The sequence below is a fragment of the Haemophilus sp. SZY H8 genome, from assembly GCF_018829755.1.
Classification (GTDB): domain Bacteria; phylum Pseudomonadota; class Gammaproteobacteria; order Enterobacterales; family Pasteurellaceae; genus Haemophilus; species Haemophilus haemolyticus_K.
Genome location: NZ_JAHKJY010000001.1, coordinates 403,615 through 423,811, shown reverse-complemented (window position 1 = coordinate 423,811; position 20,197 = coordinate 403,615). Strand labels below are relative to the sequence as shown.

Annotated in this window: 20 protein-coding genes and 2 tRNA genes; 17 read left to right on the top strand and 5 right to left on the bottom strand. The window is 37.1% G+C overall.

Annotated elements, in window-relative coordinates; genetic code table 11:
* Positions 1-5 precede the first annotated feature (5 nt).
* The 9 genes from ftsW (at position 6) to KKW16_RS01985 (ending at position 10,427) form a co-directional block, all read left to right on the top strand.
* Positions 6-1,190: a putative lipid II flippase FtsW gene (ftsW, locus tag KKW16_RS02025; RefSeq protein ID WP_048954123.1), complete on the top strand. Its 1,185-nt coding sequence runs from the start codon at positions 6-8 to the stop codon at positions 1,188-1,190.
* Between the two features lie 10 nt (positions 1,191-1,200).
* A complete protein-coding gene (gene murG / locus KKW16_RS02020; RefSeq protein ID WP_048954122.1) occupies positions 1,201-2,256 on the top strand; it encodes an undecaprenyldiphospho-muramoylpentapeptide beta-N-acetylglucosaminyltransferase in 1,056 nt (351 codons plus the stop codon).
* Positions 2,257-2,324: 68 nt separating this feature from the next.
* On the top strand, positions 2,325-3,752 hold the full coding sequence (gene murC, locus KKW16_RS02015; RefSeq protein WP_048954121.1) for a UDP-N-acetylmuramate--L-alanine ligase: 1,428 nt from the start codon (positions 2,325-2,327) through the stop codon (positions 3,750-3,752).
* 119 nt (positions 3,753-3,871) lie between these two features.
* Positions 3,872-4,792 (top strand): D-alanine--D-alanine ligase, encoded by a 921-nt coding sequence (locus KKW16_RS02010; protein ID WP_048954120.1) that lies wholly within the window; start codon positions 3,872-3,874, stop codon positions 4,790-4,792.
* Position 4,793: 1 nt separating this feature from the next.
* Entirely contained in the window at positions 4,794-5,558 is a 765-nt protein-coding gene (locus KKW16_RS02005) for a cell division protein FtsQ/DivIB (RefSeq protein ID WP_048954119.1), read from the top strand.
* Positions 5,559-5,576: 18 nt separating this feature from the next.
* A complete protein-coding gene (gene ftsA / locus KKW16_RS02000; RefSeq protein ID WP_048954118.1) occupies positions 5,577-6,854 on the top strand; it encodes a cell division protein FtsA in 1,278 nt (425 codons plus the stop codon).
* A gap of 83 nt (positions 6,855-6,937) precedes the next feature.
* On the top strand, positions 6,938-8,197 hold the full coding sequence (ftsZ, locus tag KKW16_RS01995) for a cell division protein FtsZ (protein ID WP_048954117.1): 1,260 nt from the start codon (positions 6,938-6,940) through the stop codon (positions 8,195-8,197).
* A 32-nt stretch (positions 8,198-8,229) separates the two neighbouring features.
* The gene (gene lpxC, locus KKW16_RS01990; protein WP_048954116.1) at positions 8,230-9,147 is read left to right on the top strand and encodes a UDP-3-O-acyl-N-acetylglucosamine deacetylase; all 918 of its coding nucleotides are present in this window, start codon (positions 8,230-8,232) and stop codon (positions 9,145-9,147) included.
* Between the two features lie 122 nt (positions 9,148-9,269).
* Positions 9,270-10,427: a chorismate mutase gene (locus tag KKW16_RS01985; RefSeq protein WP_048954115.1), complete on the top strand. Its 1,158-nt coding sequence runs from the start codon at positions 9,270-9,272 to the stop codon at positions 10,425-10,427.
* Positions 10,428-10,549: 122 nt separating this feature from the next.
* On the opposite strand, the gene KKW16_RS01980 is transcribed toward KKW16_RS01985, so the two are convergent.
* Positions 10,550-11,632, bottom strand: coding sequence for a porin (locus KKW16_RS01980; protein ID WP_140523115.1), 1,083 nt, complete (start codon positions 11,630-11,632; stop codon positions 10,550-10,552).
* Positions 11,633-11,897: 265 nt separating this feature from the next.
* On the bottom strand, positions 11,898-12,368 hold the full coding sequence (gene rnhA, locus KKW16_RS01975) for a ribonuclease HI (protein ID WP_048954113.1): 471 nt from the start codon (positions 12,366-12,368) through the stop codon (positions 11,898-11,900).
* A gap of 60 nt (positions 12,369-12,428) precedes the next feature.
* Here rnhA and dnaQ point away from each other — a divergent pair, with 60 nt between their 5' ends.
* From dnaQ to KKW16_RS01960, 3 genes are all read left to right on the top strand, one after another.
* Positions 12,429-13,199, top strand: coding sequence for a DNA polymerase III subunit epsilon (gene dnaQ / locus KKW16_RS01970; protein WP_048954112.1), 771 nt, complete (start codon positions 12,429-12,431; stop codon positions 13,197-13,199).
* An 87-nt stretch (positions 13,200-13,286) separates the two neighbouring features.
* Positions 13,287-13,363, top strand: a tRNA-Asp gene (locus KKW16_RS01965).
* Between the two features lie 23 nt (positions 13,364-13,386).
* Positions 13,387-13,463 (top strand) — tRNA-Asp (locus tag KKW16_RS01960).
* Between the two features lie 133 nt (positions 13,464-13,596).
* Here KKW16_RS01960 and KKW16_RS09085 read toward each other — a convergent pair.
* Entirely contained in the window at positions 13,597-13,656 is a 60-nt protein-coding gene (locus tag KKW16_RS09085; protein ID WP_371316032.1) for a hypothetical protein, read from the bottom strand.
* A gap of 225 nt (positions 13,657-13,881) precedes the next feature.
* Between KKW16_RS09085 and der the strand changes: the two genes are divergently transcribed.
* Entirely contained in the window at positions 13,882-15,393 is a 1,512-nt protein-coding gene (der, locus tag KKW16_RS01955; protein ID WP_005630139.1) for a ribosome biogenesis GTPase Der, read from the top strand.
* Between the two features lie 56 nt (positions 15,394-15,449).
* Here the strand turns inward: der and hpt are convergent, their stop codons facing one another.
* Both hpt and pmbA read right to left on the bottom strand, forming a co-directional pair.
* Complete coding sequence (hpt, locus tag KKW16_RS01950; protein WP_048954111.1) at positions 15,450-15,989, bottom strand: hypoxanthine phosphoribosyltransferase; 540 nt, start codon at positions 15,987-15,989, stop codon at positions 15,450-15,452.
* Between the two features lie 323 nt (positions 15,990-16,312).
* A complete protein-coding gene (pmbA, locus tag KKW16_RS01945; protein WP_048954110.1) occupies positions 16,313-17,668 on the bottom strand; it encodes a metalloprotease PmbA in 1,356 nt (451 codons plus the stop codon).
* 88 nt (positions 17,669-17,756) lie between these two features.
* Here pmbA and yjgA point away from each other — a divergent pair, with 88 nt between their 5' ends.
* The 4 genes from yjgA (at position 17,757) to lptB (ending at position 20,196) form a co-directional block, all read left to right on the top strand.
* Complete coding sequence (yjgA, locus tag KKW16_RS01940) at positions 17,757-18,293, top strand: ribosome biogenesis factor YjgA (RefSeq protein WP_048954109.1); 537 nt, start codon at positions 17,757-17,759, stop codon at positions 18,291-18,293.
* Positions 18,294-18,363: 70 nt separating this feature from the next.
* Positions 18,364-18,966 carry an LPS export ABC transporter periplasmic protein LptC gene (gene lptC, locus KKW16_RS01935; RefSeq protein ID WP_048954108.1) on the top strand — a complete coding sequence of 201 codons (603 nt, stop codon included), beginning with the start codon at positions 18,364-18,366 and terminating at the stop codon, positions 18,964-18,966.
* Positions 18,950-19,468 carry a lipopolysaccharide transport periplasmic protein LptA gene (lptA, locus tag KKW16_RS01930; RefSeq protein ID WP_048954107.1) on the top strand — a complete coding sequence of 173 codons (519 nt, stop codon included), beginning with the start codon at positions 18,950-18,952 and terminating at the stop codon, positions 19,466-19,468. Before lptC ends, lptA begins: the two co-directional genes overlap by 17 nt.
* Before the next feature lie 2 nt (positions 19,469-19,470).
* Complete coding sequence (lptB, locus tag KKW16_RS01925) at positions 19,471-20,196, top strand: LPS export ABC transporter ATP-binding protein (protein WP_048954106.1); 726 nt, start codon at positions 19,471-19,473, stop codon at positions 20,194-20,196.
* Position 20,197: the final 1 nt, after the last annotated feature.

Sequence of the window (20,197 nt, the reverse complement as noted above, 5' to 3'; positions counted from 1 at the left end):
AATATATGGAATTATTACAAAAGCTCAAAAAAAATTACGATGAGTGGACTCGTATTACCCCACAAGGACTATTATATGATCGTGCTCTATTCTGGCTATTTGTAATTTTGCTTTTGATTGGTCTTATTGCAGTGACATCCGCTTCCATTCCTTATAGCTCAAGACTATTCAATGATCCGTTTTACTTTGCCAAACGTGATGCACTCTATGTCTGCTTATCTTTAGCAACTTGCTACAGCATGTTGTATTTACCTTCTGAAAGGTTAGAAAGATGGCATGCAAAAATTTTCTGGGTTGCGGTAGTATTGCTCGTAGCTGTGTTATTTATTGGCACTTCGGTAAACGGTGCTAAACGTTGGATTTCTTTAGGTATTTTGAATTTTCAGCCTGCAGAATTTGCAAAATTAGCCCTAACTTGTTTTTTAGCAAGCTATTTTACTCGTCGTTATGATGAAGTACGTGGTCGTAAATTTAGTGCGGTGAAGCCATTTATTGTTATGGGTGTAATGGGGATGTTCCTGTTGGTTCAGCCAGATATGGGAAGTACCGTGGTGCTCTTTGTAATAACTTTCTGTATGCTATTTATTGTTGGCGCACACTTTTTTCAATTTGTTTTATTAGTGGCTACAGGGGGGGTACTAGGTGCATGGTTGATTATTTCAGCATCTTATCGTTTGAAACGATTTACAGGTTTTTTAGATCCTTTTAAAGATCCATACGGTACAGGTTTCCAATTAACTAATTCTCTTATGGCATTTGGTCGAGGTGAGATTACTGGTGAGGGACTGGGTAATTCAATTCAAAAACTAGATTATTTACCCGAAGCGCATACAGACTTTATCATGGCGATTATTGGCGAAGAGTTTGGCTTGATTGGTATTATTATTGTTGTCACTTTATTGGGATTACTTATATTTCGCGCTTTGAAAATTGGTAAAGAGTCTTTGATATTAGAGCAACGTTTTCGAGGTTTTTTTGCATTAGGAATTGGCTTTTGGATTTTTTTCCAAGGATTTGTCAATTTAGGTATGGCTCTTGGTATGTTACCAACTAAAGGTTTAACTTTCCCTCTTGTCAGCTATGGTGGCTCTAGTATTATTATTATGTCAGCAACGATTGGTATTTTATTACGTATAGATCATGAAAATCGCCTACTCCGAGCTGGCCAGGCACGTTTGCGTGATGATTAGAGACATAAAGATGAAAAATAAAAAATTATTAGTAATGGCCGGTGGGACTGGCGGACATGTTTTTCCAGCAATAGCTGTCGCACAAACTTTACAGAAACAAGGATGGGATATTTGTTGGTTAGGTACAAAAGATAGGATGGAAGCCCAGCTTGTACCTAAGTACGGTATTCCAATTTATTTTATTCAAATTTCAGGATTGCGTGGTAAAGGCTTAAAAGCCTTACTTACTGCACCTTTTGCTATTTTACGCGCAATCCTACAAGCAAAAAAAATTATTCAACATGAGAAACCTGATGCCGTGCTTGGCATGGGAGGGTATGTGTCAGGTCCTGGCGGTATTGCTGCAAAACTTTGTGGTGTACCGATAATTTTGCATGAACAAAATGCGATAGCGGGTTTAACGAATAAATGGTTAGCTAAAATTGCGAAGCGGGTATTGCAGGCTTTTCCAACGGCTTTTCCAAATGCAGAGGTTGTTGGGAATCCTGTTAGACAAGATTTATTTCAGATGTCTAATCCTGAAATTCGTTTTTCTGAACGTGGAGATAAATTACGCGTTTTAGTTGTAGGGGGAAGCCAAGGGGCGAGAGTATTGAATCATACGTTACCAAAAGTTTTCTCTAAACTCGAGAATAAATTAGATATTCGCCATCAAGTAGGGAAAGGTGCAGTAGATGAAGTGAAAGCGCTTTATGCAGAAAATGCTCATCGAGTTAAAATAACAGAGTTTATTGATGATATGGCAGAAGCTTATTCTTGGGCAGATGTGGTGATTTGTCGTTCAGGTGCATTAACGGTTTGCGAAATTGCTGCAGTTGGTGCAGCAGCTATTTTTGTACCTTTCCAACATAAAGATCGCCAGCAATATTTGAATGCTAAATATTTGGCTGATGTTGGTGCCGCAAAAATTGTGGAGCAAGTTGATTTAACGCCTGATATTTTGGTGAACTATTTAAAAAATTTCTCACGTGAAAATTTATTGCAAATGGCAATCAAAGCAAAAGAAATGGCAACACCATTATCAGCGCAACGAGTTGCAGATGTAATCATTGAAAATTCAAAGTAATAACAAAAACATTGTGAGTTTTTAACCGCACTTTAGTATTTTGCCAATAGGTCAAAAAGGAAATATAAATGAAACATTCCCACGAAGAAATTAGAAAAATTATTCCTGAAATGCGCCGTGTACAACAAATCCATTTTATTGGTATTGGTGGTGCGGGAATGAGTGGTATCGCTGAGATTTTATTAAATGAGGGCTATCAAATCTCTGGTTCAGATATTGCCGATGGCGTTGTTACTCAACGTTTAGTGCAAGCTGGGGCGCAAATTTATATTGGTCATGCGGCAGAGAATATAGAAGGCGCAAGTGTTGTTGTTGTGTCAAGTGCGATTCATGAAGATAATCCTGAGCTTATTGCTGCTAAGGAGAAACGTATCCCAGTTATTCAACGCGCACAAATGCTAGCTGAAATTATGCGTTTTCGTCATGGTATTGCTGTTGCAGGAACACACGGGAAGACGACTACTACTGCTATGATTTCCATGATTTATACCCAGGCAAAACTTGATCCAACCTTTGTAAATGGAGGATTGGTAAAATCTGCGGGTAAAAATGCGCATCTTGGTGCGAGTCGCTATTTAATTGCGGAGGCGGATGAAAGTGATGCTTCATTTTTACATTTGCAACCTATGGTTTCAGTGGTGACTAATATGGAACCCGATCATATGGATACGTATGAAGGCGATTTTGAGAAAATGAAAGCCACCTATGTGAAGTTTCTACATAATTTACCATTCTATGGTTTAGCCGTGATGTGTGCTGATGATCCTGTATTAATGGAACTTGTGCCAAAAGTTGGTCGTCAAGTAATTACCTATGGATTCAGTGAGCATGCGGATTATCGCATTGAAGATTATGAACAGACTGGTTTCCAAGGGCATTATGTAGTGATTTGTCCAAATGGTGAACGTATCAATGTATTATTAAATGTGCCAGGTAAACATAATGCCTTAAATGCAACGGCAGCATTGGCGGTAGCAAAAGAAGAAGGCATTGATAATGAAGCCATCTTAGTAGCATTAGCTGATTTCCAAGGGGCTGGTCGTCGATTCGATCAATTAGGTGAATTTATTCGTCCTAATGGAAAAGTACGTTTAGTAGATGATTATGGACATCACCCAACAGAAGTTGGTGTAACCATTAAAGCTGCACGAGAAGGATGGGGCGATAAACGAATTGTGATGATTTTCCAACCTCATCGTTATTCTCGTACTCGAGATTTATTTGATGATTTCGTTCAGGTACTTTCTCAAGTTGATGCGTTAATTATGCTTGATGTTTATGCAGCAGGAGAAGCCGCAATTGTCGGTGCGGATAGTAAATCACTTTGCCGTTCTATTCGTAATTTGGGAAAAGTTGATCCAATTTTAGTTTCTGATACATCACAATTAGGCGATGTGCTTGATCAAATTATTCAAGACGGTGATTTAATTCTAGCGCAAGGTGCGGGAAGTGTGAGTAAAATTTCTCGTGGTTTGGCTGAATCTTGGAAAAATTAATATAGGCTCTTGGTTATTTATAATCATCCTCTGTTGAGGAACAGCTATATTTCTCATGAAATAGAATAGAAAGAAATCTAGGATATATTTTCCCTAGGTAATGACGAACAGGATAAAAAATGAACTTAAAAAAAGAAAAAATTGCTGTATTACTAGGCGGTACATCTGCTGAGCGTGAAGTGTCTCTTCAATCGGGGAAAGCAGTATTAGAAGCTTTGTTGAATCAGGGGTATAACGCTCATCCAGTAGATCCTAAAGAATACCCAGTTGCAAATCTTAAAAATGATGGTTTTGATCGAGTATTTAATATTTTACACGGTCGTGGTGGTGAAGATGGCACAATGCAAGGTTTATTAGAGCAAATTGGTTTGCCTTATACTGGTTGTGGCGTGATGGCTTCTGCGTTGACGATGGATAAAATGCGTACAAAAATGCTATGGAGGGCGTTTGGATTACCTGTCGCTGAAATGGAAGTGGTTACGCGTGAAACTTTTAATAATCTTAATTCTGAAGAGGTTGTGGCAAGACTGGGCTTACCATTAATGGTAAAACCGTCTTTAGAAGGATCTAGTGTGGGATTAACAAAAGTGAAAACCGTAGAAGCCCTAAAAAGTGCGGTAGAATTTGCCCTTAAATTTGATAATACAATTTTAATTGAAGAGTGGCTTGCTGGAGATGAGTTAACTGTACCGGTATTAGATGGAAAGGTTTTACCTGCTATTCGTATTGTACCTGAAGGAGAGTTTTATGATTATCAGGCAAAATACATTTCAGATAATACACAATATTTTTGTCCTGCAGGCTTAACGCCTGAACGTGAACAAGAATTAGCGCTATTAGTGAAACGTGCTTATGATGCAGTAGGTTGTCGTGGTTGGACCCGTATTGATGTCATGTGTGATTCAAAAGGCAATTTCCGTTTAGTGGAAGTGAATACAAACCCAGGTATGACTAGTCATAGTTTATTTCCTAAATCAGCTGCGACAGTCGGGATTTCTTTTGAGCAACTTGTCGTGAAAATTTTGGAGTTAAGTGCATAATATGAACATTCTGAAAGGGAATACACCACAGAATATTCGTTTTGGCGAAAAAAAGTCCAAGTATTATTTTCACATCCGGGCTTTCTTTGCTTTGTTAGGCGCTTTGCTTGTGTTTAGCGTATATATTAATTGGCAAACACTTTTAGAAAAAATGGATGACAAACCCATGGGGGCATTTGCACTTATGGGGCAGAAAACATTTACGACAGATGCAGATATAAAAGAAAGCCTATTAAAAATGGGATCGTTAAAAGGCTTCTGGGGACAGGATGTTGAGCCTATTCAGGCTCAAATAGAAGCTTTGCCTTGGGTTAAGAATGCAGTTGTTCGGAAAATATGGCCAAATCGTTTAAGCATTTGGGTAACTGAATATCAGCCTGTAGCATTTTGGAATCATAACCAGTTAGTCACACAAGATGGTGTTGTATTTCAGCTTCCTTTTGAAAGGTTGAATAAGCAAACGTTACCTTATTTAGGAGGGCCAGATTATCAAAGCTTAAAAGTTTTGGAGGCATGGAATCAAATTTATGCTGATTTTAAAGCCAAGAATTTAATGGCAAAAGGCATGACAATTGATGAGCGTGGTGCATGGCAGGTTACGCTTGATAATGATATTGTGTTAAGATTAGGCAGAGGTGAGTGGAAATCGAAACTGGAGCGCTTTGTAACGATTTATCCACAAATTGATGTACCTGAAAATAAAAAAATAGATTATGTAGATTTACGATATACGGCAGGTGCTGCTGTAGGTATGGCAGATAAATAAAAATAACTAGGTGCAAAAATGGTTAAAGGTGTGGAAGCAAAAACGATTGTAGGATTAGAAGTTGGCACGTCAAAAGTTGTCGCAGTTGTTGGGGAAGTTTTCCCTGATGGCGTGGTAAATGTTCTTGGGATGGGAAGTTGCCCATCAAAAGGTATTGATCGTGGCAGTATTACTGATCTTGATGCTGTCGTCAATTCGATTCAACGTGCGATTGAAGGCGCTGAATCCATGGCAGACTGCCAAATTATGAGTGTGACTTTAGCAATTACAGGTGAGCATATTCAAAGCTTAAATGAAAGCGGCTTTGTACCTATTTCTGATCGCGAAGTAACACAAGATGAAATTGATGCGGCACTTCACACTGCAAGTTCGATTAAATTGCCAGAAGGATTATCTTTATTACATATTATTCCACAAGAATATGCAGTAGATCGTCAATTTAATATCAAGAATCCTCTTGGTTTACAAGGTGTTCGATTAAAAGCTCAAGTGCACTTAATTGCTTGCCATCAAGATTGGCAAAATAACTTAAAAAAAGCTGTTGAACGTTGTGGTTTACAGGTTGATAAAGTTGTATTTTCTGGTTTTGCTGCTACCCATTCAGTATTAACTGAAGATGAAAAAGATTTAGGGGTATGCTTAATTGACTTTGGCGCAGGTACAATGAATGTCATGGTTTACACTAATGGTGCTTTGCGTTTTAGTAAGGTAATTCCTTATGCTGGGAATATTGTGACAAATGATATTGCACACGCTTGTACCATTTCACGTGCAGAAGCTGAGCGTGTTAAAGTTAATTATGCAAGTGCATTTTATCCAGCACGTTTACATGGCGATAAAAAAATTGAAGTGGCAAGTATTGGTGGTCGAGCACCTCGTTCTTTAACTAAAAGTGATTTATCCTTAATTACATCTGCTCGTTATACTGAACTTTTAGGTGTAGTAAAAGATGAATTAGATAAATTAAAGAAAGAATTAGAAGCAAAACATATTAAATTTGAATTAATTGCAGGTGTTGTGATTACCGGTGGTGGCGCACAAATTGAAGATTTAAAAGAATGTGCTTCAGATGTATTTAATTGCCAAGTACGTATTGGTAGCCCGTTAAATATTACTGGTTTAACGGATTATGTGAGTCGTCCACAATATTCTACAGTAGTAGGATTATTACAATATAATCAAAGCAATAGTGATGATGATTTAATTTCGGGTAGTGATGATTCAGAGAGTGGTGTTTGGCAGCCAATTTGGCAAGGAATTAAAAAAATTGTCAATAAAGTGCGGTCAGAATTTTGATTATTTTGATTTTTCATCTACAATAAAGAGAATTTAGGTTTTATATATTGGGTCAGTTTGTCTGATCATAACGGAGAACATCAATGCTATACCCTGAGTACCCTGAGTACGACAATTTTAACGAGTCCGGCGCACTGATTAAAGTCGTAGGTGTGGGAGGCGGTGGCGGTAATGCCGTTAACCATATGGTTATGAATATGGTGAAACAAGAAATGGGTGGTACCTACTTAGGGGAAAGCACATTAACATCGGAAGAGCATGGCCGCATTATTTTCTATGCAGTAAATACTGATGCACAAGCTCTACGTAAAAGCCATGTTCAACAAACTGTACAAATTGGTGGAGAGACGACTAAAGGTTTAGGTGCAGGGGCAAATCCAAATATTGGCCGTAAAGCAGCGGAAGATGATCAAGAAGAAATCCGTAAAATGCTTGAAGGTGCAGATATGGTCTTTATTGCAGCTGGTATGGGGGGCGGTACAGGTACGGGGGCTGCGCCTGTTGTAGCGAGAATTGCAAAAGAATTAGGTATTTTAACTGTAGCGGTTGTTACTAAGCCGTTTGCTTTTGAAGGCAAAAAACGTATGCAATTTGCTGAATTGGGTATTAAAGATTTAGCACAATATGTTGATTCAATGATTATTATCCCAAATCAACAAATTCAAAAAGTTCTCCCTAAAAACGCTAAATTAATTGATGCATTTGCTGCAGCAAACGATGTATTACGTAATTCTGTAATGGGTATTTCAGATATGATTACCTCACCAGGTTTAATCAACGTAGACTTTGCTGATGTAAGAACTGTTATGTCAGAAATGGGACAAGCAATGATTGGCTTTGGTTCTGCTGTTGGTTCTGCGGGTGAAGGGCGTGCTGAAGAAGCCGCTCGTATTGCCGTACGTAATGATTTATTAGAGAAAATCGATCTTTCAAATGCAAAAGGTATTTTGGTGAATATCACTGCTGGTATGGATCTTTCTTTCGAAGAATTTAATATTGTCGGTGAAACGGTGGGTAGTTTTGCTTCTGAAGATGCTACTGTCGTGATTGGTACCAGCTTAGTGCCTGAAATGACGGACGAAATCCGAGTGACTATTGTTGCAACAGGATTAGGAGATATCTCAGTTAATGAGCCAATTCAAGTTGTTCGCCCAGTGCGCCAGCCACAAGATGTAAATATTGTGCCAGATATTCGTCGTCCGGAACCGGTTGAAGAAACTAAAACAGTAGAAGAGGAATATCATCGTCCGCTTGATAAACCTATTACAGATCGTTTAGATATGTTTAAAAACAATGCTTTCTTTAACCCTGCAGCACAACGTGATGAAAATTCATCAAATTGATGTAGTATTGCCTGAAATTAAGGGTAAATAATATGATTAAACAAAGAACATTAAAACAAAGCATTAAGGTCACTGGTGTAGGCTTGCATAGTGGCAAAAAGGTAACATTAACTTTACGCCCTGCAATGCCAAATACAGGGGTTGTATATTACCGTACAGATTTAAATCCAGCTGTGGCATTTCCAGCTGATCCTAATTCTGTGCGTGATACTATGCTTTGTACTGCCTTAATAAATGAGCAAGGTGTGCGTATTTCAACAGTTGAGCATTTAAATGCTGCGTTAGCAGGCCTTGGTATTGATAATATTATTATTGAAGTCGATGCTCCAGAAATTCCTATTATGGATGGGAGTGCGAGCCCATTTATTTATTTGTTATTGGATGCGGGTATTGAAGAACAAAACGCAGCGAAGAAGTTTATTCGTATTAAAGAATATGTACGTGTAGAAGACGGTGATAAGTGGGCTGAATTTAAGCCTTATAATGGTTTTCGTTTAAATTTCACTATTGATTTTGATCATCCTGCGATTGGTAAAAACGTACGTAATTATGATATGGAATTTTCGGCTCAAGCATTTGTTCATCAAATAAGCCGAGCAAGAACCTTTGGTTTTATGAAGGATATTGAATATCTTCAATCTCAAGGTTTGGCATTAGGTGGTAGCCTTGATAATGCCATCGTATTAGATGATTATCGTATTCTTAACGAGGATGGATTACGTTTCAAAGATGAATTAGTACGCCATAAAATGTTAGATGCGATCGGCGATCTTTACATGGCAGGCTATAACATCATTGGTGATTTCAAAGCTTATAAATCAGGACATGGTTTGAATAATAAATTGCTTCGCGCCGTTTTAGCTAATCAAGAAGCGTGGGAATTTGTCACCTTTGAAGATAAAGCTCAAGTACCGCAAGGGTATGTAGCGCCTGTTCAAGTATTGATTTAGTTCTTTTTTTGTTGAAAAAGCTATATTTCTGATAAGAAGTATAGCTTTTTTATTTAGTACGCATTTTAATTGTAAAGCGAAAAAGTGCGGTTAATTTCGGGATGATTTTATAGGAAAACATTATGGCATTAGAATTATCAGAAATTCGGCAACAAATTACACAAATTGATCGTAGTTTGTTGAAGTTGCTGTCAGAACGTCATCGCTTAGCTTTTGATGTTGTAAGAAGCAAAGAAGTCACTCAAAAGGCTTTACGAGATGTTGAGCGTGAACAAGCACTTTTGCAAGAATTGATTCAATTTGCTGAAAATGAGAACTATCAACTTGAGGCTCAATATATCACATCAATTTTTCAAAAAATCATTGAAGATTCAGTATTAACGCAGCAAGTTTACCTACAAAATAAATTAAATGAACAGCGTAGCCAAAATTTACATATTGCATTTTTAGGGAAACGTGGGTCTTATTCTAATCTTGCGGCAAGGAATTATGCGGCACGTTACCAAAAACAATTTATTGAATTAGGCTGTCAATCTTTTGAGCAAGTATTTGAAAAAGTACAAAATGGTGAGGCTGATTTTGGTATCCTTCCTTTAGAAAATACTACTTCGGGTGCGATTAATGAAGTTTATGATTTACTTCAACATACGGAGCTTTCATTAGTGGGAGAGTTGGCTTATCCAATTAAACATTGCGTATTAGTCAATGATATGACAGATTTAAGCCAAATTGATACCTTATATAGCCATCCTCAAGTTATTCAACAATGTAGCCAATTTATTCACAGTCTTGAGCGTGTTCATATTGAATATTGCGAAAGTAGTTCCCATGCGATGCAATTAGTTTCAAGTTTGAATAAACCTAATATTGCGGCATTGGGTAATGAAGACGGTGGAAAATTATATGGTTTGAATGTTCTGAAAACGAATATTGCTAATCAAGAAAATAATATTACACGTTTTATTGTGGTTGCTAAGACACCTCGAGAGGTTTCTTCTCAGATCCCAACAAAAACCCTATTGTTGATGACGACTTCACAACAGGTGGGCTCATTAGTTGATGCTTTATTGGTATTTAAAAAACACCACATTAATATGACAAAATTAGAATCTCGCCCAATCTATGGTAAACCATGGGAAGAAATGTTCTATTTAGAAATTGAGGCGAATATTCATCATCCTGATACGCAACAAGCCTTGGAAGAGCTGAAAAATTATAGTAATTATTTAAAGATTTTAGGGTGCTATCCGAGCGAAATTGTTAAGCCTGTGAAAATATAGGAAAAAGTGCGGTAATAAAATACTATTTTATTACCGCACTTTCGTTATAAATAGATTTTTTATTACATAAAAAAGGCGAATCATTTGATTCGCCTTTTATACAGTAGTTTTTAATCAACTAATTAGAAGTATACACGGATACCTACGCCAATAGCTTTATCTTTAACTTTGCTATCGTCTACGTATTTACCATCTTCGTCATAAGATTTAGTAACTTGATATTTACCTTCTAAGTAGGTTACTACTTGTTTATGAAGTTTATAGTCAATACCTAGTAAGAAACCGTGTTGTTTATCTTTAGAACTATCTGTGTTTTTAACTTGTTCATATTTATAGTTACCATATACTTTACTTAAGTCAGTAATTTGATATTGGAAACCTGGTGATACAAAGAAACGAGTTTCTTTTTTATCGGTATCTTTAAATTTGGTTTTTGCGTAACCACTATCCACAGAAAGAGTTACACCATTGAACTCGTAACCTAAGCTAGCAACAACGCCATCTCTATGTTCTTTAGTTTCTGTATTGCCAGTTTTGTAATTTGTTCTACCAAACACAGTTTTAGCAATTATGCCATCTTTTTCATATAAAGCACCAAATTGGTTTGAGTTTTGAACAGAACCTTCAAGTACTTCATTATTATCTTTGCGTTGTTCTGCAAATTGGTAACCAACCCCTAATTGTAAACCTTCAATACCATAGTAGTCGTAACGAACAACAGATTTTCCTGCTTTTGATACGTAATCATCTGGTTCAATTAGACCGTATGTTTTGTCTTCTGCTGTTACTACGTCATCAACAATAGTTACTTGACGACCAAAAGTTACTTGACCAAATTCTTTGTGGCCTAAACCAACATAAGCACGTTTCGTAGTTAAATTACCAAAACCATCGTTGTCTTTCTTTTTAAGACCTTTTTCATCACCATCAAAACGTACTTCAGTACGTGCTAATGCGTAATAGCCATCACCTAAATCATGACGTACTTTAATTTCAAAACGAGAACCATCATTTTTCAATCCTGAATGAGTATGACGTTTTAAGTTCCCTGATTTATTAATACCATCTTGGTTAGATTTTTCTAAGTTGATACGTAAAGAACCGTTTAATTCAACTTTAGTACCTTCATTATTATAGATTACTGCCGCGTTCGCCGCTGAAGCTGCAAATGCACCAATGATTAATGCTGCAAGTGTTTTTTTCATAATTTGTATTCCTTATGGTTGTTTTACTATCTATGATTGAACTTTTTCCCTATATGGCAGTCCAACCGCCTAAATAGACGTGCAAATCATTCCAAATTCCTTTTTTTGTGTCAATCACTCCTATAGGCTTAATTTCCAAAAATCTGATCAAGATCACATTTTTTATCTATTTTTGTTTATTTTGTATTCAAATGAATGCTTTAGTGATCGTTTGCTTAAGTGAAGTGGTATAAAAATACATCGAAGCTGTGTATTTATTGTGTATTTATATTGAGGTCTCAAAATATCCTTCATCTTCCAATATTGGGTTCTCAGCCCCTTTTTTGGCTAATTCATCACAGATTTCATTTTCACGATGTCCTGCATGGCCTTTTACCCATTGCCAATTGATTTGATGATGTTGAATGGCTTCGTTCAGCGCTTGCCATAAATCTTGATTTTTTACAGGCTTGCCTTGACTTGATTTCCAATTATTTTTTTTCCAATTGAAAATCCATTTTGTGATCCCGTTTTTCATATATTGGCTATCACTGTAAAGTGTGATTTGGCAGGGCTCTTTTAAAATATTCAATGCTTCAATGACAGCACGAAGTTCCATACGATTATTTGTAGTTTTGAAGTAGCCTTTGGAAATGGTTTTTTCATGTTGCTTATAGCGTAAGACAATGCCAATTCCTCCCGGGCCAGGATTGCCCAAGCAGGAGCCGTCAGTAAAAATTTCAATCTGTTTTTGCATAACAAAAGGGTTGTTGTGTAAAATGGCCCTCATTTTAAAGGAAAGAAATAGGTTGAACAAATGGTTAATCCAAATCGCCAAATTGTACTGGATACCGAGACAACGGGGATGAATCAATTAGGGGCGCATTATGAAGGACATTGTATTATTGAAATTGGTGCGGTAGAAATGATTAATCGTCGTTATACTGGCAATAATTTTCACTTTTATATTAAGCCTGATCGTCCTGTTGATCCTGAAGCAATTAAAATTCATGGCATTACAGATGAAATGTTGGCAGATAAACCCTCATTTAATGAGATTGCACAGCCATTTTTGGATTATATTAAAGGCGCAGAATTATTGATTCATAATGCGCCCTTCGATGTGGGGTTTATGGATTATGAGTTTCGTAAGTTGAATCTTAATGTGAAAACTGATGAAATTTGCTTAGTTACAGATACGCTACAGATGGCGCGTCAAATGTATCCAGGCAAGCGTAATAGCTTAGATGCACTTTGTGACCGTTTGAATATTGATAATAGTAAACGTACGCTACACGGGGCGTTGCTAGATGCTGAAATTTTAGCTGATGTTTATTTGGCAATGACAGGCGGCCAAACTAGTTTGTTTGATGAAAATGATGTGAATGAATCACATTTTATTCGAACCATGTCAGGTAATAAAAATGCAGCTTTACGAAGTGCGGTGAATATTTCGCATAATTTGAAAGTATTACAACCGAGTGAAGATGAATTATTGGCGCATTTAGAATTTATTAAAATGATTAATAAAAAAAGCGGTGATAATTGTTTATGGGATAAACGTTTAGACAAAGAGGTTATTCACTAATCGTTTAGGATTTAATCATACAATAAAAAAATCATAAAAAAAGATTGACGAGATTTATGTTCGTCATTATGATACGCACCACTTAGCGGAGTGGTAGTTCAGCTGGTTAGAATACCTGCCTGTCACGCAGGGGGTCGCGGGTTCGAGTCCCGTCCATTCCGCCAATTTAAAATTAATATCTTATCTCGGAGTGGTAGTTCAGCTGGTTAGAATACCTGCCTGTCACGCAGGGGGTCGCGGGTTCGAGTCCCGTCCATTCCGCCAATTAAGATAAATAAAGATAGCACCTAACGGTGCTTTTTTTGTATCTGAAATTTGCTTCATCCTTGACAAAAATAAAGTAATCTTTTAAGATTTGAAGAACTAGGGAGCTGCTACTCCCTAGTATGTCGTGTTATTAGTAAGTCGGTAAACTCACTAATAATAGTAGTACGACAAGGATAATGACTTTAATCATTTTCTTATCCTCTTCAAACGTTGCGAAAAAGCGCAACACTCGCTTTCAAGGTGATGACTTGAAAGCGACATTATTATAACGTTAGGTTATAGATAAATAAACAGTGTTTAGAAAGCCATAGGATTGTATCCTGTGGCTTTTTATTTTCTTTATGAAATCATTTTTTACCAATCCTTTAACTTCCGATATAATGGCCGCCATTTTTGACAAAATAAGAGATTTTTTATGGCAACTCCAGTTGTGGCCCTTGTTGGTCGCCCGAATGTGGGAAAATCCACATTATTTAATCGCCTTACTCGTACACGAGATGCGTTAGTCGCTGATTTTCCTGGTTTAACTCGTGATAGAAAATACGGCCATGCTCATATTGCTGGTTATGAGTTTATTGTTATTGATACTGGCGGTATTGATGGAACCGAAGAGGGCGTAGAAGAAAAAATGGCGGAGCAATCTTTGCTTGCTATTGATGAAGCCGATATTGTTCTTTTCCTTGTGGATGCTAGAGCGGGTTTAACTGCAGCGGATATTGGTATCGCTAATTACTTACGTCAACGTCAAAACAAAACGACGATTGTGGTGGCAAATAAAACCGATGGTATCGATGCGGATTCTCATTGTGCTGAATTTTATCAGTTAGGTTTAGGAGAAATTGAGCAAATCGCAGCCTCACAAGGCCGTGGTGTCACTCAGTTAATGGAACAAGTACTTGCGCCTTTTGCGGAGCAAATGGAAAACTCCGATGAAAATGACCGCACTTCTGAGGAAGAACAAGACGAATGGGAACAAGAATTCGATTTTGATTCAGAAGAAGATACGGCATTGCTTGATGAGGCGTTAGAAGAATCAGAAGAAGAGCAAGATAAAAATATTAAGATTGCCATTGTTGGTCGTCCAAACGTGGGTAAATCCACTTTAACCAATCGTATTTTAGGTGAAGATCGTGTGGTGGTTTACGATATGCCAGGCACGACACGCGATAGTATTTATATTCCAATGGAGCGTGATGGGCAGCAATATACGTTGATTGATACGGCGGGTGTGCGTAAGCGCGGTAAGGTGCATTTGGCTGTTGAAAAATTCTCCGTGATAAAAACCTTGCAAGCGATTCAGGATGCTAATGTTGTATTACTGACTATTGATGCGAGAGAAAACATTTCTGATCAGGATTTATCTTTGCTCGGCTTTATTTTAAATGCAGGTCGTTCTTTAGTGATCGTTGTGAATAAATGGGATGGTTTAGATCAAGATGTGAAAGACCGCGTTAAATCTGAGCTTGATCGTCGTTTAGATTTTATTGATTTTGCTCGCGTGCATTTTATTTCCGCATTGCACGGAAGTGGTGTGGGTAATCTTTTTGATTCGATTAAAGAAGCGTATGCTTGTGCGACTCAAAAAATGACGACCTCGCTTTTAACTCGTATTTTGCAAATGGCAACGGATGAACACCAACCACCGATGATTGGCGGTCGTCGAATTAAATTAAAATATGCTCACCCAGGCGGTTATAATCCGCCGATTATAGTGGTTCACGGTAACCAAATGGATAAATTACCGGATTCTTATAAACGTTATTTATCTAATTATTATCGTAAGAGTTTGAAAATTATTGGCTCGCCAATTCGTCTTCTTTTCCAAGAAGGTTCGAATCCATTTGCGGGGCGTAAAAATAAACTTACCCCGAACCAATTGCGTAAGCGTAAACGTTTGATGAAGTTTATTAAGAAAGCGAAACGTTAAAAAATAAGTGCGGTTAAAATTCATTATAAATTTTGACCGCACTTGCTTGATGAGCATTATTCTTCTAAAACCACTTTGCCAATATAGCCTAAATTACGGTGACGTTGTGCATAATCGATACCATATCCCACCACAAATTCATCCGGAATTTCAAAACCTATCCATTCTACCAGCACTTCAACCTCGCGACGAGAGGGTTTATCAAGCAAGGTACAGATAGCAAGACTTGCAGGATCACGTAAATTCAAAATATCACGTACTTTTTCAAGTGTGTAACCCGTGTCAATAATATCTTCTACGATTAATACGTGTTTACCTTTAATATCGCCATCAAGATCTTTTGTGATACGCACATCATGATTTGTTGTCATCCCTGTTCCATAACTGGAAGTAGTCATAAACTCAATTTCTATAGGTAAATGAATGTGGCGTACAATATCAGCCATAAACATAAATGAGCCACGTAAAAGTCCGATAACAACAAGGTTATTGACTTGTTTTTCTTGATAATGTTTTGTTATTTCGGCCCCAAGCTCTGCAATACGAGAGTGAACATCGCTTTCTGCAATTAAAACATCAACATGGTGTTTTTTCATAAAATGTCCTTGTGAATTTAAAAGGAATGTAATCGTTTGCTATTCTACAAAAAAATTGATCGTTATGCCATGTGTATCAGAATTTCTCGCTGAGTGTTATTCCATATTTCAATATAAATAACTTGGATTCTTTTAAGATAGATTTAGAGATGGAAGATGAAATATAAAAAAGGCTGAAGATTAATCTTCAGCCTTTTGAACCCTAACGAATTTACTTTCTACTCTACCTGTTGGAGCAACCTGCAATCGCTTAACAGATGGTGGGTATCTTATCAGAATTTTAACCTCTGTCAATAAGAATAATTATCAATATTAAATATTTTTTAGTTTCCAGAAATTTTCAGCTTTTCTAATAAAATTGAGCCAGTTTGTATGTTTGAACGATGTTCTATATCATCTGATACGGCAACAATGTTTTTCAACATATCCTGTAATTGACCTGCAATTGTAATTTCAGCGACAGGGTATTGAATTTCACCGTTTTCAATCCAGAATCCTGATGCACCTCGAGAATAATCACCTGTCACAAGGTTTACTCCTTGTCCCATAACATCCGTTACTAATAGACCTCTGTCCATTTTATGTAAGAGTGCGGTTAATCCTCCGGTTAAATTTGGTTGGATAAGCCAATTGTGAATCCCACCAGCATGACCTGTGCTTGGCATTCCGAGTTTTTTTCCACTGTAACTGGTCAATAAATAGGTTTTTAATATACCATTCTCAATAATTTCACGATTTTGTGTGCGGACTCCTTCACTATCAAAAGGCGTTGAAGCCAGTGCACGTAATAAATGGGGGCGTTCGCTAATATTAAACCATTCAGGTAAGATGGATGTTCCTAGTCGATCAAGTAAAAAACTTGATTTTCGGTATAAACTACCGCCACTTATTGATGCCGCTAAATGCGAAATAATACTAGTTGCAACATCATTTAAAAAAATGACGGGTACTTCACATGTATTAAGCTTTTGTGGATTTAGGCGTGAAACTACTTTTCTCGCACAAGTTTCACCGACCCTAGTCGGTGATTGAAGTCGATCAAACTCACGGGAAATTGTATATTCGTAGTCATTTTCTAATGCACCTTCTACACCCCCAATGACTGAGCAAGATAATGAATAGCGACTGGATAAATAGCTTTGTAACATACCGTAGGTATTACCATATACTTTTACACCCGTGTGAGAATTAAAGCTTGCACCATTGCTATTTACGATTCGTTTATCTGCTTCAAGAGCAGATTTTTCTGTACGGAGAGCAAGTTCTGTTGCTTTTTCTACATCAATATTAGCAGGATGGTAAAGTGCTAAGTCAGGCGCATCAAAGGCCATTAATTGCTCATCAGCAAGTCCTGTACAATCATCGGGTGATGTATATTTTGCGATAGAAAGTGCCGCTTCTACAGTATTTTTAATGGCATTTTCACTTAAATCAGAGGTAGAAGCATTACCTTTTTGTTGTCCCAAATAAACGGAAATACCTAGTGCGCCATCATTGGTAAATTCCACATTTTCAATATCCTGCAATCGTGTTGAAACAGATAAGCCGCTTACTTTGGTTACAGCCACCTCTGCACTGGCTCCAGCTTTTTGGGCTAATTCAACTGCAAAACTAACAGCGTGACGTAATTCTTGCTCCTGCGCTTTTAAAAGTGCGGTTTGATTTTCGGGTGCTTTCATTGTTTTTTCCTGTTAAAAATTTGCAACATTTTATCTTATTTTCAAAGTTTATGGTAAAATGCGCCCCAATTTTTATAAAGGACAAAAAATGGCGAAACGTAAGAAAAAAGAAGCTTTTGATTGGGAAGATGAGGCGCAAGAAGAAATTATTTGGGTAAGTAAAAGTGAAATTAAGCGAGATGCGGAAGATTTAAAGCAACTTGGCGAAAAAATTGTGAATTTAACCAAAGCAAATTTAGCTAAAATTCCCCTTGATGAATCTTTGCTTGATGCCATTGAGCTTGCCCAGCGTTTACAAAAAGAGGCTCGCCGTCGTCAATTGCAATATATTGGAAAATTATTTCGTGGTATTGATGTTGCCCCAATTCGTGAAGCGTTAGATAAAATCGAAAATAAGCATAATCAGCAGCAAGCGATGTTACATAAAATTGAAAAAATTCGTGATGAGTTGATCGAAAATGGTGATATAGCATTGACGAATTTATTAAATAATTATCCAGAAGCTGATCGCCAGAAATTACGTAATTTGATTCGTTCTGCACAGAAAGAGCGGGAACAAAATAAACCTTCAAAAGCATATCGAGATATTTATCAAATGCTGAAATCATTGATGCTGGAAGATTAGCTTTGTGAGCACTTAATCAAGTGCTATCAATATTTTTAACCGCACTTATCCAGATAATAAAGTAGAAAAAATGAATATTCGTTGGAATGTAATTTTAAGTATTATTGCTTTTGGTTTACTAGGTTGGTTTTATTCACTGAATCGGGATGCACCTGATTTATCAAATTTGGTGAAAAAGCCAGATAGCCCCGATTATATTGGCAATAAAATGGAAACAACAGTGTTTTCACCAGAAGGGAAAAAACAATATGTTTCTCTTGCGGATAATGTGAAACATTATACTGTAGATGGACATACTGATTTTGAGATGCCATTAGTCTATTTATTCGATGTTAATTCATCTAATACTAGTCAAGCAAAGGATGTTGCTCATGCTTTGGCATCACAGAGTTGGAAATTGAGTGCTAAAAAAGCCAAGCTCACAAAAGATGAAATGCTGTATTTAGAGGGAGATGTTGTGGCGGAAAGTTTGGAACCAACTTCTCATTTGCAGCGTGTAGAAACTCAGATGGCAATTGTCAATTTGAAAACACAGGATATGACATCAGACTCAATGGTCAAGATTAATGGACAAAATTTTAGTTCAACAGGATTAAAAATGGTTGGCAATTTACGTCAACAAGTTGCTACTTTAAAAGAACAGGTGAAAACATATTATGAAGTTCGTAAATAATAAAATATTTTTACTCACAACGTTAATGATGACATCCATATCGGCTTTTGCGCTTAAAGATGATACCAATCAACCGATTAATATCGTTTCGGATAATCAAGCGTTGGATATGGAAAAGAGTGTAGTGACTTTTACGGATAATGTTGTGATAACTCAAGGGTCGATTTTAATTAAAGCAAGTAAGGTTGTGATTACACGTCCACCAGAAAACTCAGGTAAAAAAGAAACTGTTGATGCTTTTGGTAGCCCTGTTACATTTCATCAATTACTTGACGATGGGAAACCTGTTGATGGGAAGGCTAATAAGGTGCACTATGATCTTGGTACGGAGTTTTTAACATTGACAGGTAATGCTGAGTTGAAACAATTAGATAGTAAAATTAATGGTGAACTTATCACTTATGATGTGAAGAAACAGCAACTTAGAGCCAATGGTGGTGCGAAATCACGAGTGACTACTGTGTTAATTCCGTCTCAATTACAAAAAGCGAAAGGGAAGTAATCATGTCAGTTTTGATTGCTGAGAATTTAGCGAAAAGCTATAAAAGCCGTAAAGTGGTATCTGATGTTAGTCTTCAAGTTAATTCAAATGAAATTGTGGGATTACTTGGGCCGAATGGTGCGGGAAAAACGACGACTTTTTACATGGTGGTGGGACTCGTTCGCCAAGATCAAGGTAAGATTGTGATTGATGGTGAGGATATTAGTTTACTTCCAATGCATAATCGCGCCCAGCGAGGTATTGGGTATTTACCCCAAGAGGCGTCTATTTTTCGTCGTTTAACCGTCTATGAAAATTTGATGGCTATTTTAGAAATTCGTAAAGATTTAACCGCTGAGCAACGCCGTGAAAGAGCGGATGAATTAATCGAAGAATTTAATATTAGTCATATTAGAGATAGTCTCGGCCAATCTTTATCTGGTGGGGAACGTCGTCGTGTAGAAATTGCTCGAGCATTAGCCGCTAATCCTAAATTTATTTTATTAGATGAACCTTTTGCTGGTGTTGACCCTATTTCAGTATCTGATATTAAGAAAATTATTACTGATTTACGTAATCGCGGATTAGGTGTGCTAATTACTGATCATAATGTACGTGAAACTTTAGATGTGTGTGAACGCGCTTATATTGTTGGAGAAGGTAAAATTATTGCGACAGGTACGCCTGAGGCTGTTATGAATGATGAGCATGTTAAACGTGTTTATCTTGGTGATCAGTTTAAGTTATAAA